General features: G+C 56.4%; 14 protein-coding genes. 8 read left to right on the top strand and 6 right to left on the bottom strand.

Going from position 1 to position 16,528, the window contains the following annotated elements:
* Positions 1-10 precede the first annotated feature (10 nt).
* The 4 genes from AOB54_03010 to AOB54_02995 form a co-directional block, all read right to left on the bottom strand.
* Complete coding sequence (locus AOB54_03010; GenBank protein ID WVN42362.1) at positions 11-577, bottom strand: chromate transporter; 567 nt, start codon at positions 575-577, stop codon at positions 11-13.
* Positions 577-2,853, bottom strand: a complete 2,277-nt coding sequence (locus AOB54_03005) for an NADP-dependent malic enzyme (GenBank protein WVN42361.1) — start codon at positions 2,851-2,853, stop codon at positions 577-579. Before AOB54_03005 ends, AOB54_03010 begins: the two co-directional genes overlap by 1 nt.
* A gap of 61 nt (positions 2,854-2,914) precedes the next feature.
* Positions 2,915-5,896 (bottom strand): FAD-linked oxidase C-terminal domain-containing protein, encoded by a 2,982-nt coding sequence (locus tag AOB54_03000; protein WVN42748.1) that lies wholly within the window; start codon positions 5,894-5,896, stop codon positions 2,915-2,917.
* Between the two features lie 92 nt (positions 5,897-5,988).
* Complete coding sequence (locus tag AOB54_02995) at positions 5,989-6,657, bottom strand: GntR family transcriptional regulator (protein WVN42360.1); 669 nt, start codon at positions 6,655-6,657, stop codon at positions 5,989-5,991.
* A gap of 102 nt (positions 6,658-6,759) precedes the next feature.
* Here AOB54_02995 and AOB54_02990 point away from each other — a divergent pair, with 102 nt between their 5' ends.
* From AOB54_02990 to AOB54_02980, 3 genes are read left to right on the top strand one after another with little or no spacing between them, the layout of a single operon-like run.
* Positions 6,760-7,971: an aminotransferase class V-fold PLP-dependent enzyme gene (locus AOB54_02990; protein ID WVN42747.1), complete on the top strand. Its 1,212-nt coding sequence runs from the start codon at positions 6,760-6,762 to the stop codon at positions 7,969-7,971.
* A gap of 3 nt (positions 7,972-7,974) precedes the next feature.
* Positions 7,975-8,754 (top strand): enoyl-CoA hydratase-related protein, encoded by a 780-nt coding sequence (locus AOB54_02985; protein WVN42359.1) that lies wholly within the window; start codon positions 7,975-7,977, stop codon positions 8,752-8,754.
* Between the two features lie 6 nt (positions 8,755-8,760).
* Complete coding sequence (locus AOB54_02980; protein ID WVN42358.1) at positions 8,761-9,984, top strand: CoA transferase; 1,224 nt, start codon at positions 8,761-8,763, stop codon at positions 9,982-9,984.
* A 64-nt stretch (positions 9,985-10,048) separates the two neighbouring features.
* On the opposite strand, the gene AOB54_02975 is transcribed toward AOB54_02980, so the two are convergent.
* Together AOB54_02975 and dacB are read right to left on the bottom strand one after the other, a co-directional pair.
* The gene (locus AOB54_02975) at positions 10,049-10,717 is read right to left on the bottom strand and encodes a transglycosylase SLT domain-containing protein (protein WVN42357.1); all 669 of its coding nucleotides are present in this window, start codon (positions 10,715-10,717) and stop codon (positions 10,049-10,051) included.
* A gap of 75 nt (positions 10,718-10,792) precedes the next feature.
* Complete coding sequence (dacB, locus tag AOB54_02970; GenBank protein ID WVN42356.1) at positions 10,793-12,238, bottom strand: D-alanyl-D-alanine carboxypeptidase/D-alanyl-D-alanine-endopeptidase; 1,446 nt, start codon at positions 12,236-12,238, stop codon at positions 10,793-10,795.
* A gap of 97 nt (positions 12,239-12,335) precedes the next feature.
* Here dacB and AOB54_02965 point away from each other — a divergent pair, with 97 nt between their 5' ends.
* The 5 genes from AOB54_02965 to AOB54_02945 all read left to right on the top strand — a co-directional run bounded on the left by AOB54_02965 (position 12,336) and on the right by AOB54_02945 (position 16,512).
* On the top strand, positions 12,336-12,596 hold the full coding sequence (locus AOB54_02965) for a TraR/DksA C4-type zinc finger protein (protein ID WVN42355.1): 261 nt from the start codon (positions 12,336-12,338) through the stop codon (positions 12,594-12,596).
* A gap of 168 nt (positions 12,597-12,764) precedes the next feature.
* Positions 12,765-13,052: a co-chaperone GroES gene (groES, locus tag AOB54_02960; protein WVN42354.1), complete on the top strand. Its 288-nt coding sequence runs from the start codon at positions 12,765-12,767 to the stop codon at positions 13,050-13,052.
* 67 nt (positions 13,053-13,119) lie between these two features.
* On the top strand, positions 13,120-14,772 hold the full coding sequence (groL, locus tag AOB54_02955; protein WVN42353.1) for a chaperonin GroEL: 1,653 nt from the start codon (positions 13,120-13,122) through the stop codon (positions 14,770-14,772).
* Positions 14,773-14,891: 119 nt separating this feature from the next.
* Positions 14,892-15,716: an orotidine-5'-phosphate decarboxylase gene (gene pyrF, locus AOB54_02950; protein WVN42352.1), complete on the top strand. Its 825-nt coding sequence runs from the start codon at positions 14,892-14,894 to the stop codon at positions 15,714-15,716.
* Complete coding sequence (locus AOB54_02945) at positions 15,703-16,512, top strand: ABC transporter permease (GenBank protein WVN42351.1); 810 nt, start codon at positions 15,703-15,705, stop codon at positions 16,510-16,512. Before pyrF ends, AOB54_02945 begins: the two co-directional genes overlap by 14 nt.
* The last annotated feature ends 16 nt before the right edge of the window (positions 16,513-16,528 follow it).

The raw sequence follows: 16,528 nt of genomic DNA, 5'->3' as shown, positions 1-16,528 counted from the left end.
AGCCAATCCATTACTGCACCCCACCCGCACCGTTTCGTGCGCGCACCAACTGCCACCAACGAAATAAGAACGACGGAATACCAACGGCCAAAATCACAAAGCCGAGTCGCGCATGCACAACTGCAATCAATAGAAACGTTGCCAGCCCCGCCAACCAACCCACCCGATAGTGGCCCTGGGTTTTGGCCAGCCGCAGGCCCATGCCCGCAATCAAACCGACAGAGACCGCCGCCATGCCCAACAAAATGTTGCGGGTGATCTCCAAGTGGGAATAAAACTGATAAACCGATGCCAGCGCCAGCACAATCAGCACAGGAAACAACATCATGCCAGCCAGGGCCGACAGTGCGCCCCGCACACCGCTAAACCGATCGCCCACCATTAGACAGAGGTTGACCACATTGGGGCCGGGCAGAGCCTGCGCGACCGCGAGCGACTCCACGAATTCTTTTGCCGACATCCAGCGGCGCTCGTGAACAATCACGCGTTCGGCAACGGGCAAAACGCCACCAAAGCCCTGCAGGGCCATCTTGGTGAATGTCCAGAATAGGTCCGCGTTGGACCGAGGCGCAGACATCAATTCCGACTATTAGCTTCCAAGATGGTCAGGGCTGTCATGTTCACAATGCGCCGCACGGTGGCTGACGATGTCATGATGTTGACCGGTGCGTTACAGCCCAACAGAATCGGGCCAATCGCAATACCGTTACCCGCAGCAACCTTCAACAGGTTGTAAGCAATGTTGGCGGCATCAATGGTGGGCAACACTAACAAATTCGCCTCGCCCTGCAGCGTCGAATTCGGCATGATGGTTTTGCGCAACTCAGGATCTAGGGCCACATCGCCATGCATCTCGCCGTCAATATTTAAGTCTGGCCGCCGGGCACGCACCAGATCCAAGGCCTGACGCATCTTCACTGCCGATGGCTGACTGCTGCCGCCAAAGTTTGAGTGAGACAGCAAGGCCACACGTGGCTCAATGCCAATGCGCTGCATCTCATCGGCGGCCATCAACGTGATTTCAACAATCTGTTCTGCCGTTGGGTCGACATTGACATGGGTATCGACCATGGCCAGAGCGCGGTTCGGCATGATCAACAAATTCATTGCCGCATAGGTTTTTTCACCTGGCCGATGGCCCAAGACCTGGTCCACGTAATGCAGGTGCAATGCGTGACTGCCAAAGGTGCCGCAGATCATGCCGTCAGCCTCACCGCGATGAATCATCATGGAACCAATCAGGGTATGACGGCGACGCATTTCTAACTTGGCATACTGCTGGGTCACGCCTTTGCGCTCGGTCATGCGGTGATAGGTTTCCCAATACTCGCGGTAGCGTGGGTCAGACTCGGGGTTCACCACCTCGAAATCCACCCCGGGCCGCAGACGCAGACCAAAGCGCTCGATCCGTTTTTCCAACACGGTTGGCCGGCCAATCAGGATTGGCGTTGCCAGCTTCTCATCGACGATTTCCTGAACAGCACGCAGCACACGTTCTTCTTCGCCCTCGGCGTACACAACTCGCTTACGGGTGGCACGCTTTGCTGCCGCAAAGACAGGCTTCATAAAGTTGCCCGAGTGATAGACAAACTCGCGCAGACGATCCACATAGGCGTCAAAGTCCTGAATCGGACGAGAGGCCACACCGCTTTCGGCTGCGGCCTTGGCCACTGCAGGTGCGATCTTGGTAATCAAACGTGGGTCAAACGGCTTGGGAATTAAGTATTCCGGGCCAAAGGAAATGCTGCCTGAGCCATACGCTGCCGAAACCACCTCGCTTTGTTCGGCGCGGGCAAGCTCCGCCACCGCCTGGACTGCGGCCAATTCCATCTCACGGGTGATCGTGGTGGCACCAGAATCAAGTGCGCCCCGGAAAATAAAGGGGAAGCACAAGACGTTATTGACCTGGTTCGGATAATCCGTGCGGCCTGTCGCCACAATTGCATCACTGCGCACGGCCTTCACGTCTTCAGGCAGGATTTCCGGATTCGGGTTGGCCAAAGCGAAGATCAGCGGATTGGCGGCCATCTTCTTGACCATGTCTTGCTTTAAGACGCCCCCGGCGGAAAGACCAAGAAACACATCTGCATCGCCAATCACATCGGCCAGTGTTCTGGCGTCGGTCTTTTGCGCAAAACGCTCTTTTTCAGGGTCCATCAATTCCTTGCGGCCCTCGTAAACCACGCCCGCCAAATCAGTGACCCAGATATTTTCTTTGGGCACGCCCAGATCCAAAAGCAGATCCAAACAGGCCAATGCAGCCGCACCCGCACCCGAGACCACGAGTTTGATCTTCTTGATGTCTTTGCCCACCACATGCAGGCCATTAACAAAGGCCGCGCCCACCACGATCGCCGTACCGTGCTGATCATCGTGAAAGACAGGGATCTTCATCCGCTCGCGCAGCTTGCGCTCGATGTAGAAACAATCGGGCGCCTTGATGTCTTCCAGATTCACACCACCAAAGGTGGGCTCCAGGGCTGCGATCACATCCACGATGCGATCAACATCCAGTTCATTGACTTCCAAGTCGAAGACATCAATGCCAGCAAATTTTTTAAATAAAACTGCCTTACCTTCCATCACCGGTTTAGACGCCAGTGGTCCGATATTGCCCAGACCCAGCACCGCAGTGCCGTTGGTGATCACAGCCACCAGATTGCCACGGGCGGTGTAGCGAAAGGCATTGGCAGGATCCGCAACGATCTCTTCACAGGCCGCCGCCACACCCGGAGAATAAGCCAAGGCCAGGTCCCGTTGGTTGGTGAGCTGCTTGGTGGCGGTGACCGAAATTTTTCCCGGGGTGCCTTTTTGGTGATATTCGAGCGCCTGTTTTCTGAATTGCGGATCCATGGAGTGGCCTGTTGTGTCGGACGAGTGAACAAAAATGCGACGAGTGAAAAGAAGGGGCGAATTATCCCACGCCCAAGGCGCGCGCAATCACTTGGGACACGTGAATAGCCCCACGTTTCGCACCGTCTTGGATCTGATGGCGGCAAGAAAAGCCATCGGCAACAATCAGGGCACCTGCCGGAGCCTGCCGAACCGCGGGCAGCAGCTTCGCTTCAGCCATCGCAAGCGATGCATGTAGGTGCGATGCATCATAGCCAAAGCTTCCGGCCATGCCGCAGCAGCTGGTCTCGATCAATTGCGGGTCCACACCAATGGAACGCAGGGCTTCCAGTGTGGGGGTCATGGCCCCCAGGGCCTTCTGGTGGCAGTGGCCATGCACCATTACCGGCGGAAGACTGGCCACAGTGTTGACCGTTTTGTCTTTGATCTGCGCAAGCCACCACTCCTCAAAGAGCATGGCCAGCTTCGATAACGCGACTGCGGAATCCCCCAGGCCCATGCCAAGCCATTCATCGCGCATGCTCAACAGGCATGATGGCTCTAGGCCCACCACCGGCACACCGCGGGCAATCGCGGGCGCCAAGGCATCTAGCGTTTTGCGGGCATGGGCCTTGGCCTGATCGATCATGCCGACCGACAGTGATGTGCGGCCACAACACAGCGGCTCTTGGGATGCAGCGCCCGAGATCAACACCTTCACGCCCATGTGCTGCATGACTGCCAAGGCTGCGCGCAGATGCTCCGGTTCGTAAGCGTTATTAAAGGTATCGGCCCACAGCACCACATCACAGTTCTCCACCGTGACTTGATCGTTGCGCAACACACGACGATCAAAGGTGTCAGATCGCCACTTGGGTAGCGTGCGTTCGGCAGCAATGCCCAGCCACTTTTCGTTTAAGGCACGCAAGACACCGCTGTGATTGCGCAGATTCATCAGCCAGGCCAAGCCCGGAATTCGGGCCACACGCCGGGCCATCTCTGGCAGGCCCGCCAACAGACGGTCTTTGCGAGAAAAGCCGTGGCGTTTGCCGTATTGATATTGGGCTTCGATCTTCATGCGGGCCATGTCGACCCCGGTGGGGCACTCACGTTTACAGCCCTTGCAGCCCACACACAGATCAAGTGCTTCGCGCACCGCATCCGATTCCCATGCATCACCACCCAGCTGACCACTCACCGCAAGCCGCAGAGTATTCGCCCGGCCGCGCACCGAATGTTGTTCGTCTCGTGTGACCCGATAACTTGGGCACATGGTGCCCGCATCGAATTTTCGGCAGTGGCCATTGTTGTTACACATCTCAATGGCTTTCGCAAAACCCATCGCGGGATCACCGCCGCTTCCAGCAGCAGTCACGGCAATACCAAAGGTGCCAGGGCCCCCTTTTTGCGACGGGTCGTTTTGCACATTCCAGGCCGACCAATCCAGGCCGGTGGTGATGACCTGCGCTTGATAATTGGGTTTGAACCGAAAGAGCGCACGATCGTCCATCTTGGTACAACGCACGATCTTCCCAGGGTTCATTAGGTTGTCGGGGTCAAACGCATCTTTGACTTGCTCAAATGCGCGGGTGATGCGCTCACCAAATTGCCACTCCACCCACTCACTACGCACCAGCCCATCGCCATGCTCGCCAGAAAAGGCCCCCTTGTAACGGCGCACCAGTTGGCCGGCTTCCTCGGCAATGGCCCGCATTTTTTCAGCACCATCACGGCGCATATCCAAAATGGGCCGCACATGAAGTGTGCCCACGGAAGCATGGGCATACCAGGTGCCCTGGGTGCCGTGGCGTGCAAAGACCTCGGTCAGCTGGGCGGTGTAATCAGCCAAGTGTTCCAAAGGCACGGCACAGTCTTCAATAAAGGACACGGGCTTTCCATCGCCTTTCAGCGACATCATGATGTTTAGGCCCGCCTTGCGCACCTCCCATAATGCAGACTGGGCTTTGGCATCCGCCATCTTCACCACCGAACCGGGCAACCCAAGATCGGCCATCAGCGTGTCGAGATCCTGCAACTTGCTGGCGAGCACTGCGCTGTCTTCACCTGCGAACTCTACGAGCAACAACGCATCGGTTTCTTTGCCATCCACGCGTGTGATTGCCGTTTCAATGACCGATGCGAACATCGGATTGGCACGTGAGAGTTCAATCATGGTGCGGTCCACCAACTCCACCGCAACGGGATTGAGCTTCACAATGTGCTGCGTCAGGGCCATGGCCTGATGAAAAGTGGGGAAGTTCACCACACCCAAGACCTTGGTCTTGGGCAGCGGCGAGAGTTTGAGCTTGATCGACTCAAAGTAACCCAGTGTTCCCTCGGAGCCCACCAAGAGTTGACCGAAGTTCACAACACCCGGTGCGGCCCCCACCAAATAGGGCCGCTCACTCTGGGGATAAAACACATCCAGGTTGTAGCCCCCCACGCGGCGCATGACCTTGGGCCAAACATTGGCAATCTCCTCTTTTACTGAATCGGCAATCTGAAATAACTGGGGGATCAGACCATTGAGTCGGGCCGATGACAACGTCATGTCGCCGCCATCACCAAAACGGCCAAAATAAGCGCGGGTGCCATCGGCCAACACTGCGCGAACACCCTCTACGTTGTGGACCATGTTGCCGTAGTACAGCGAGCGCGACCCACAAGAGTTATTCCCGGTCATGCCGCCAATCGTGCACTGTGCTGATGTGGACACATCCACCGGAAACCAGACACCGTGTGGTTTTAAATAAGCATTCAGGTGATCTAACACAATGCCGGGCTGCACCGTGACCGTCATCGCATTCAAATCGAGATCAATCACGTTGCGCAGATGTTTGCTGTTGTCAATCACCAGGGCTTCGCCAACGGTCTGGCCGCACTGGGATGTACCCGCACCACGGGGCAACACAGGGATCTTCAAATCACGTGCGATATCTAATGCAATGCGTGCATCCACATCCGTCTTGGGCACGGCCACGCCGATTGGCATGACCTGATAAATCGATGCATCTGTGGCGTAACGCCCGCGCGAGGCCACATCAAAATAAATGTCCCCACGCATCTCTTTGCGCAGACGTGCCGCCAGGGCGCTTCGGCCCGTTGCTTTTTTCAAATCACCCGACAAAAAGGCGCGACGGCCCTGGGCCATATTGCTCATGATTCCTGCTCCGATAATTTCAGCACGATCTCGCGCTTGTTCATTAAGTGTTGCCGCAATAGCAGCGATAACCCCGCTTGGTCGCGACTGGCCAGGGCATTGGCAATGTCTTTGTGTTCCTTGACCGCGGCGTCCCATTTTTTTTGATCCAGGTTGGATCGAAAACGCAGGCTTTGCAGCCGCAGATTGATCGACCGAAACATCTCGGTCAGTACAGGATTGCCAGCAGCCTCGTTGATCGCTGCATGAATTTCTGAATTGATCCGGTAATAGCTTGGCAAATCATTGTTGCGATGGGCAAGCTCCATTTGACCCTGCAAATCCAAGACATGCTGAATTTGCTCTGGCGTGGCCCGCTGGGCGGCAAGTTCGCCAGAGAGCGCCTCCATGCTGGCCACGACCTCAAAGGCGGCGGCGACTTCATCAGGCGTGAGCCGATGGACCACAGCGCCGCGATTGGGCTCAAGCCGCACCAACCCCTCGCCGGCCAATTTTTTAATGGCCTCGCGCATGGGCGTGCGCGAGACACCCATTTGTTCGCACAGCACCCGCTCATTGAGCCGCTGGCCGGGCAACAGCTTTCCCTCGACCACGTACTGCCGAAGCCGATCTGCCACGGCATCGTGGAGACCCTGCCGTGGGATTAGGGTTTTTTCGGTTGACATGGGCAATAACATGGGCACAATTGTATTAAATTATTTTGTATACAAAAAGGTGTAAACCCTAAGGAGCCCAACACCATGCAACGCGACCCGTCCCACGCCACCATGCCCGCCATCAACCCCCGTTCATCACTCAACCGCATTGGGCAGGGCCGCCATTTCCTGCAGATTCCAGGCCCCACCAATGTGCCGGATCGCGTGCTACGGGCCATCGACTTCCCGACCATTGACCACCGGGGGCCGGAGTTCGGCAAGCTTGGGCTGCGTATTCTGGAAGCCATCAAACCCGTCTTTGGCACCAAGAACCCCGTGATCATCTACCCGGGCTCTGGCACCGGCGCCTGGGAAGCGGCCTTGGTCAACACCCTATCTGCAGGGGACCATGTGCTCATGGTCGAGACCGGCCAATTCGCCAGCCTGTGGAAAAAGCTGGCCGAAAAGCTGGGCCTAAAGCCCGAGTTCATTCCCGGCAATTGGCGCCGTGGTGTTGACGCAACCGTCATTGAAAAACGGCTAAAAGAAGACAGCAGTCACAGCATCAAGGCAGTCTGCGTCGTTCACAACGAAACGTCTACTGGTGTGACTTCTGACATTGCCGCCGTCCGTCGTGCAATGGATGCCGCAAAACACCCTGCACTCCTATTGGTCGACACCATCTCATCCATGGGCAGTGTGGAATTCCGTCATGACGAATGGGGTGTCGACGTGACCATTGCCGGCTCACAAAAAGGCATGATGCTGCCGCCAGGCATTTCGTTTAATGCCATCAGCGACAAAGCCATTGAAGCCAGCAAGAAATCAACACTGCCCAAGGCCTATTGGGCATGGGATGAAATTCTTGTGTCCAATAAAACTGGCTATTGGCCAACGACTCCGGCCACCAACATTTTGTATGGCCTGGCCGAGGCACTCGACATGTTTTATGAAGAAGGCTTAGACAATATCTATGCCCGTCACAAACGCCATGCCGAGGCCACTCGCCGTGCAGTCAAAGCATGGGGCTTAGAGATTCTTTGTGAAAACCCTGCGGAATACAGCCCCGTGCTGACCGCCGTGGTCATGCCCAAAAAACCAGATGGCACCCACTACAACGCCGATGATTTCCGTCGACTCGTTCTTGAGAAATTCAACATGTCGTTGGGCACGGGATTGGCCAAGCTGCAGGGCTGGGTGTTCCGTATTGGTCACTTGGGGGACTTCAACGATTTAACGTTGCTGGGTACTTTGGGCGGTGTTGAAATGGGCCTGGCCGCTGCTGGCATTCCCCATCAAAAAGGGGGGGTGCAGGCAGCGATTGATTATTTGGCCAAGGCCTAAGGCATGTCTAATATTCTGTTGCAATCCCGTGAGGGTCATGTCGTGACCCTCACGATCAATCGGCCAGAAAAACTCAACGCCATGACCAAGCCGCTTTGGCAGGCCCTTGGTGATGCGTTTACCGAACTTTCCGCCGATGACCATGTTCGCTGCATTATTGTGCGTGGTGCCGGAGAAAAATCCTTCTCACCCGGCAATGACATAAGCGAATTTGAAAACGAACGCGCCAACAAACAACAGGCCATCGCCTACGGCGAGATCATGCACCGCACGGTGCATGCCATTCAAAACTGCCGCCACCCCATCATTGCCCAGATTCATGGCATCTGCGTGGGTGGGGGCATGGAGATTGCTTCACTTGCCGACATTCGCATCTGCGGCGAATCCAGCCGTTTCGGCGCGCCGATTAAAAATCTCGGGCTGGTGATGGCCTATAGCGAGATGGCCCCGATTGCAGATCTTCTTGGCACATCCAAGGCTCTGGAAATTTTGTTGGAAGGCCGAATCTTTGATGCGCAAGAAGCCCTGCGTATCGGCATGGTCTCGCGCGTGGTGCCCGATGCTGATGTGGCCAAAGAAGCCAAAGAAACTGCTGAGCGTGTTGCCGCTGGTGCCCCATTGGTTGCCCGCTGGCACAAAAAGTTTGCACGCCGCTTGGCCGATCCCAAACCACTAACCGCTGCAGAGCGCGACGAGTGCTTCGATTGTTTTGACACCGAAGATTTTCAAATCGGCTACAAAGCCTTTCTTGCCAAACAGCCCCCGGAATTTATTGGCCGATAACCTTGCATGAACTCATTACCCAACACCCACTATGGTCCCGGCCCACTGGCTGGTATTAAGGTTTTAGAACTTGCCCAGATCATGGCGGGCCCAACGGCGGGCATGATGCTTGCCGACATGGGCGCCGATGTCATCAAGGTTGAAAAAATTCCAGCAGGGGATGACTCCCGTGGCTATCGCGAGCCCCGCGTCAATGGTGTGTCGGCACCTTTTTTGGTGCTGAATCGCAATAAGCGCGGTGTGGCACTTGATTTAAAAAACCCAAAAGGCCGCGATGTTCTGAAACGCATGGTGCAACAGGCCGATGTGCTCACCGAAAACTATCGTATGGGCACGATGGAAAAACTTGGCCTGGGCTATGACGAGCTCAAAAAAATAAATCCCGGTTTAATTTACGCCGCGGTCTCTGGCTATGGCCGCACCGGCCCCTTGGCCGAAAAGCCGGGGTTCGATCTGATTGCTCAGGGCTTTAGTGGGCTCATGAGCATTACCGGCCACCCCGGTGGCCCACCCGCGAAAACCGGTAACTCGGTGGCTGATATCAACGGCGGCATTCTGACGTGCGTGGGTATCTTGGCGGCGCTGATTCACAAGATGAAGACTGGCGAAGGTCAATTCGTTGAGACCTCACTCATGGAAGCAGCCATGCAGCAGACCTACTGGCAGGCCGCCATGTTTTTTGCAACAGGCTTATCCGCCAAACCGCTGGGCTCAGCCCATCCGCTGACTGCACCCTATCAGGCCTTTCGCACCAAAGACGGCTACGTGAATATCGGTGGCGCCAATCAGCCCAACTGGGAGCGGATCGCTGAGACACTCGGCCACCCCGAATGGAAAACCGATCCACGCTTTGAGACCAACTCGTTACGCCTACAAAACAATGAACTCTTGGCAGCTGAGATTGAGAAAGTCTTAGCCCACCAAACCACCGACCATTGGATTGCGGCATTTGATGCAGCAGGTGTTCCGGCAGGCCCCGTCAATTCAATTGAGCAGGCGTTTACGCATCCGCAGGCGATTGCCCGTGAGATGGTGGTCGAGACTGACCACCCGACTGCCGGTCGAGTCAAGGGAGTGGGCCACCCGATCAAATTTGGCGGGCTACCGCGGCCCGAACCCAAGGCCGCGCCAGAGCTTGGCCAGCACTCCAGCGAGGTTCTAAAGGAATTCGGGTTTAGCGACGATGAGATTCAAACCCTGATCGCCGAGAAAGTCATTCAACAGGCCTAACTTGGTCGAACTGTTAACACACGCTTGACGATCAGGCCCAAAACACGGGCCTGATGATTTGGCGTTAGGCCAGCACACGGCCCAGGGCCGCCGCCAAAATACGGTCGCGCACCCGCTGTATACGCTCGGGGTACTCGCTCGCCTGATCCGGCGCCACACCAACATAAGCCCGCAGGGCTGCGACCTCTGAGCCAAAACGATCGATGTATTCCCGCAGGATCTGCGCGCCGACCTGCATATTGATCCAGGGGTCCAAGGCCAACTTCTCGCCCCCCAGGGCCCTGAACTTGTCCGCATGGACCTTGGGCATGATCTGCATCAGGCCAACCGCCCCCACCTGGCTCTCCGCCAAGGGGTTAAAGCCTGACTCGATCGATATCACGGCTAACAGAAGGTAGGGATCCAGCCGGTTGGCATGGGCCACATCAAAACTCCGGGCGACCAACTGCTCAATAGCGTCCATCGAAACCCGGTGATGATTGGCGATCCATCTGGCAACCCGGCGTTGCTCTACGGTCAGATTGGTGGGCAAGGCAGAAAACACCGAGGTCATCTGAGTGGGCGATAAGGCCTCTAAGGCCAGGGCCGTCCAGGCGCCAAGGCGTTCGCGGCCAGCGGGCGTCAACAATGTCGACAGTGCAAGCAGCCCAACCACCACAAAGGCTGCGGTCCGCTGTTTGAAGGACTCCCAGCCCTGCATCATGCTGGGGCTCGTCTGGTTAGGATCAGTCATTCCGGGATTGGAACACACCAGACCCCCGCCCGCAATCCGAAAAAAGTCTAATTAAATCAAGTAGTTATACTATTTTTAATAGTAAGTGTAGGCCCACTTAATCAAAGAGTCCATGGCCGGGCGGGCCCGAGACGCCTCGGGGTGATTCACCATCACGACCAAAATCACCCATCGCTCCTCGGCCGACCGGACATAGCCTGCCAGAGCCCGGACGTTATTCAAAGTTCCGGTCTTCACCCAGGCCTTGCCCTCCAACAGACTATTGCGCATCCGATTTTTAACCGTGCCCTCAATACCCACCATCGGCAGGGTTGCAATCCAGTCCGAGGCATTGGGCTCCATCAGGGCGTCGGTCAGAAGTCTGGCCAGACTCTCGGCCGAGATGCGCTCATCACGACTCAACCCAGACCCGTTGTCCATGACCAGCTCTGGAAAAACAAGGCCACGGGATGCCAGGTACTGCCGCACCACCCGGCCCGAGGCCTCTCGGGTGGCGGGGCCGCTCCCATTGGCCGACAGATTAAGAAAAAGCTGGCGGGTCATTGGGTTGTTGCTCATCTTATTGATGTCGGCCACCAACTCAATCAAGGGCCTGGGCGACTCCCAATCCACCAGTGTTCTGGCGTGCGTTGGCGTGGCCCCCACCTGCAGGCCCGCCTTAATGCTGCCCCCAGCCGTTTCCCAGGCCGACTTAAACGCCGTGTAAGCAAACCGGGCGTGATCCATCAGACTGACATAGAAGTCCAGGCCGCGACACTGGCGGCCCATCACCCCACTGACCAGAATTTTCTGATCTCCCTCCATGCGGGCAGAGACCTGAGACCGCCGACAGTCACCATCGACCAGCTGCACCCTGGTCTTTAATTCTGGGTCGGGAATTTTGGGCTCGGTCACCACCCGCACCCGCAGATTCGACTCTGGCCAGACTGAAATCTTGACCGACTTGAAGTTCACCATGGCCGCATGCGGCCCAACGTTGTAAGTCGAGTTGGGCTTACGGTCGAAAGCACCTGGATCCACCTCGGGCTCTGCAAATCGCGTGCCGTCAATGACCAGGTGGCCCTCAATTTTTTCCACCCCAATGGCCCGCAGCCGCTGAACGATCTCATCAAGATCTTCAACAACAAGCTTAGGGTCCCCACCCCCCTGAAAAAACAAGTCCCCCTTCAGGGTGTGCCCCTCTAGCCGGCCGGTGGTGGCAATGCGGGTGCGGTGGCGAAAGCCTGGTCCCAATACACCAAGTGCTGCGCGAGTGGTCACCAGCTTCATGACCGATGCCGGATTCATCGGCAGTTCTGCGTTTAACCCGAAGCCGCGCACCTCTGACCCAATCAACACGCGGGCCGGAAGCGGTAAGACCACCGCGCTCCATGCAGACTCTGGCAGCCCCACCATGGCCAGCTCTTTACGAATCTCCGCTGGCAAAGGCGCGAGCTGGATCTTCGGGGAAAACTGGGCCCAGACCCAGCCGGGCAGAAGGCCCAGGAGCACCAAAAGGCCAAGACGTGCGTTTATTGTCACTTCGTGAGATATTTTGCTGATTCAATTCGGAGCGTTGCCTCAAATTATCAACGAGCAACGCAAGAAAAGTAATCCGAGCATTATGGGGACACCGGCTATGGCACTAGAGAAAAACGAGAACTACTTCGAGTTGACCGACGACAGCGATCGCGCATCGGCCATCGAGGCTCAGTTCAACGAGGACGCCCTGGAAGAGGCCCGCCGTAAGACTGCGCCTGAGACCAGCCCCGACTTTGACGGCAAACATTGCATTGAATGCGGGGAGAAGATCCCTGCCGCCCGGCTCAAGCTTCAGAAGATCCGCTGTATCGACTGCCAGTCCCTGCGCGAGCAAAAAACCAAGTTTTTCGGGGGTTAACCCTTAGTTTTCCTGGCCTTGGCCTTGAAAAGGGGGCTTTGCGCCCCTATTATTAGCACTCAAGAGTGGCGAGTGCTAATAGCTGCCCAGAGCCCTTCTGCCCTGGCCGCCTCCGCCACTCGAAACCCCTGTTTAAACCTGTCTTTTATTGGAATGGAGCTTTTGAATATGAAATTGCGTCCCCTGCACGACCGCCTCGTGGTCAAACGCCTCGACAACGAGCGCAAAACCTCTTCGGGCATCGTGATTCCCGACAACGCCGCCGAAAAGCCTGATCAGGGCGAAGTGCTGGCCGTTGGCAACGGAAAAATCCTGGAAGACGGCAAAGTCCGCGCACTTGATGTCAAAGTCGGCGACAAGGTTCTCTTTGGCAAGTACTCCGGCCAGTCCGTCAAGGTCGACGGCGAAGAGCTGCTGGTGCTGCGTGAAGATGATGTGATGGCCGTGATTGCCTAATCGGTATCGCCAACATCCACACGAATCAAATTTTTTTCTTAACGAATTTTTTAAACGGAGTTAAACAATGGCTGCTAAACAAGTGATGTTTAGTGATGATGCCCGCCACAAGATGGTGGCTGGTGTAAATATTTTGGCAAACGCAGTAAAAGTCACCCTGGGCCCCAAAGGCCGTAACGTCGTGCTCGAGCGCTCGTTTGGCTCGCCCACCGTTACCAAAGACGGTGTGTCCGTTGCCAAGGAAATCGAACTGAAAGACAAGTTCGAAAACATGGGCGCACAGATGGTGAAAGAAGTTGCTTCGAAGACCTCTGACACCGCAGGTGACGGCACCACAACCGCAACCGTATTAGCACAAGCCATCGTTCGCGAAGGCATGAAGTTCGTTGCCGCCGGCATGAACCCGATGGACCTGAAGCGCGGCATCGACAAGGCCGTGACTGCCATCACCGAAGAACTCAAGAAAATCAGCAAGCCATGCACCACTTCCAAAGAAATCGCCCAGGTGGGCGCGATTTCCGCCAACTCCGATCAAGAAATCGGCGACATCATTTCGCAAGCCATGGAAAAAGTTGGCAAGGAAGGCGTGATTACCGTCGAAGACGGCAAGTCGCTGAACAACGAGCTTGACGTCGTTGAGGGTATGCAGTTTGACCGCGGTTATCTGTCACCCTACTTCATCAACAACCCCGAAAAGCAGATCGCTGTTTTGGAAGATCCGTTCGTGCTGCTGCATGACAAGAAGATCTCCAACATCCGCGAGCTACTGCCCGTGCTCGAGCAAGTCGCAAAGGCTGGCCGTCCGCTCTTGATCGTTGCCGAAGAAGTTGAAGGCGAAGCCTTGGCCACTCTGGTGGTGAACAACATGCGCGGCATTCTGAAGACCGTTGCTGTGAAGGCCCCTGGCTTTGGCGATCGTCGCAAGGCCATGCTCGAAGACATGGCCATCCTGACCGGCGGCACCGTGATCTCGGAAGAGACCGGCATGACCCTGGAAAAAGCAGGCCTGCAGGAATTGGGCCGTGCCAAGCGCGTTGAAATCGGTAAAGAAAACACCACCATCATCGACGGCGCAGGCGATGCCAAAAACATCGAAGCACGTGTCAAGCAGATTCGCATCCAAATCGAAGAAGCCACCAGCGACTACGATCGTGAAAAACTCCAAGAGCGTGTTGCAAAACTCGCTGGCGGTGTTGCCGTGATCCGCGTAGGTGCTGCCACCGAAGTGGAAATGAAAGAGAAAAAGGCCCGTGTTGAAGACGCACTCCACGCAACTCGCGCTGCTGTTGAAGAAGGCATCGTGGCGGGTGGTGGTGTAGCTCTGCTGCGCGCCCGCGCTGCCGTTAACGTCAAGGGCAGCAACCCCGACCAAGACGCTGGCATCAAGATTGTGATGCGTGCCGTTGAAGAGCCCCTGCGCCAGATCGTGGCCAACTGTGGCGAAGAGCCCAGTGTTGTGGTCAACAAGGTTCTGGAAGGCAAAGGCAACACCGGCTACAACGCAGGCACTGGCGAATACGGCGACATGCTGGCCATGGGTGTAGTGGATCCCACCAAAGTGACCCGCACTGCCCTGCAAAACGCTGCCTCCGTTGCAGCCCTGATGCTCACCACCGACTGCATGGTGGCCGAGGCCCCTGCCGACGACAAGGCAGGCGGTATGCCCGGCGGTATGGGTGGCATGGGCGGTATGGGTGGTATGGGAGACATGGGAATGTAATTCCTCGTCCCTTGTGGGTATGGGTGGAACTTTTCAAAGGACCACCCGTCTCACACGTGTTGTCTCCACGCATCTTTCGCCCCGCGGCAACGCGGGGCTTTTTTATTTATGATGCATGCATGAACTTTCTATCGCGCCTTGAACACGCCTGGGACACCCAACAGTCCATGCTCTGCGTGGGCCTTGACCCCGACCCCACCAAGTTTCCCCCCCCCCTTAAAGCACTGGCCGAACAAGATCCGGTGGCGGCCATTGAGGCATTCTGTCGGGGAATCATAGAAGCCACAGCGCCCTTTTGCGCGGCTTTCAAACCACAAATCGCCTACTTTGCGTCTAGCCGCGCAGAGGCCGCCTTAGAACGTTTATCCGTTTTTGTGCGCGATCACTATCCCCACCATATTTGGCTCCTAGATGCCAAACGCGGCGACATTGGCAGCACCGCTGAACATTACGCCAAAGAGGCCTATATCCGCTATCAGGCCGATGCCGTCACCGTGAACCCCTATATGGGCACGGACAGTCTCATGCCCTATCTGCAGTATGAGAGCCGGGGCATCTTTGTGCTGTGCCGAACATCCAATGCAGGTGGCGATGATTTTCAGATGCTGTCCACCAACCACCACCCGCTGTATATGGAAGTAGCGAAACAGGCCTCCGAGCGTTGGAATCAACATCAACAGGTTGGGCTGGTGGTGGGTGCAACCTATCCAAAAGAGATCGAGGCTGTGCGGTATATGGCCAAGACATTGCCGTTACTCATTCCCGGCATCGGTGCCCAGGGTGGCGATTTAGTCGCCACGGTGCATGCTGGCAAAACCGCCAATGGCGGCATGCTGATCAATTCTTCCCGAGCAATCATTTACGCAGGCCACAACGATCACTGGCAAGACGCTGCTGCCCAGGCCGCACGCCAAACCAAAGATGACATCAATGCCGCTTTCTAAGACCGGAACTGTGGCAGCGCCCCAGCCGCGTTTGCCCAGCGGCTCTGGGGCCATGGCCCTGCTGCACAAAGAAACCATGCGGTTTGTAAAGGTGTCGGCACAAACCATTCTTGCACCGGTCGTCTCAAGCCTATTGTTCTTGCTCATTTTTGGCTATTTGTTAAATGGCCGCGTGGAGCCCCACCCCGGCATTAGCTACACCGCATTTTTGCTGCCTGGCTTGGTCATGATGACCCTGCAGCAAAACGCGTTTGCGAACACCAGCTCCAGTCTTACGCAAAGCAAAATGACCGGAAACCTGGTGTTTCTCTTGCTGTCTCCCATGCGGCCATGGGAGTGGTTTGTCGGCTATATCGGCGGCGCCGTCATGCGGGGGCTTGCTTGCGGTGCTGGTGTCTGGGCAGTGGGGGTGTTCGTTGCACCTGAGATGCCGCACTCCGTGATCTGGACACTCGTCTTCGCAGTGCTCGCCTGTGTGATTCTTGCAGCGCTCGGTTTTATCGCAGGACTATGGGCCGAGAAATGGGATCATGTCTCGGTCTTTCAGAACTTCGTAATCAACCCACTCACCATGCTGGCCGGTGTGTTTTATTCGGTCAACCAACTACCGCCCATCTGGCAGGCGATTAGCCACCTGAACCCGTTTTTCTATCTGATTGATGGCTTTCGATTCGGCATTCATGGCGTGGCCGATGTGTCACCCTGGGTCAGCCTTGGCATTTCTGCGTCTGCCGCCGGTGCGCTGACCCTGCTCACACTGAAATTGATCGCGTCTGGCTGGAAGCTTCGCGGCTAAACCGAAAATAATCAAA

Origin of the sequence: beta proteobacterium MWH-UniP1 (genome assembly GCA_036362785.1) — a bacterium.
In the GTDB taxonomy this organism is placed as follows: Bacteria; Pseudomonadota; Gammaproteobacteria; order Burkholderiales; family Burkholderiaceae_A; genus Lacustribacter.
The sequence above is the reverse complement of the archived record's forward strand: the minus strand, read 5'-3'. Positions and strand labels throughout refer to the sequence as shown.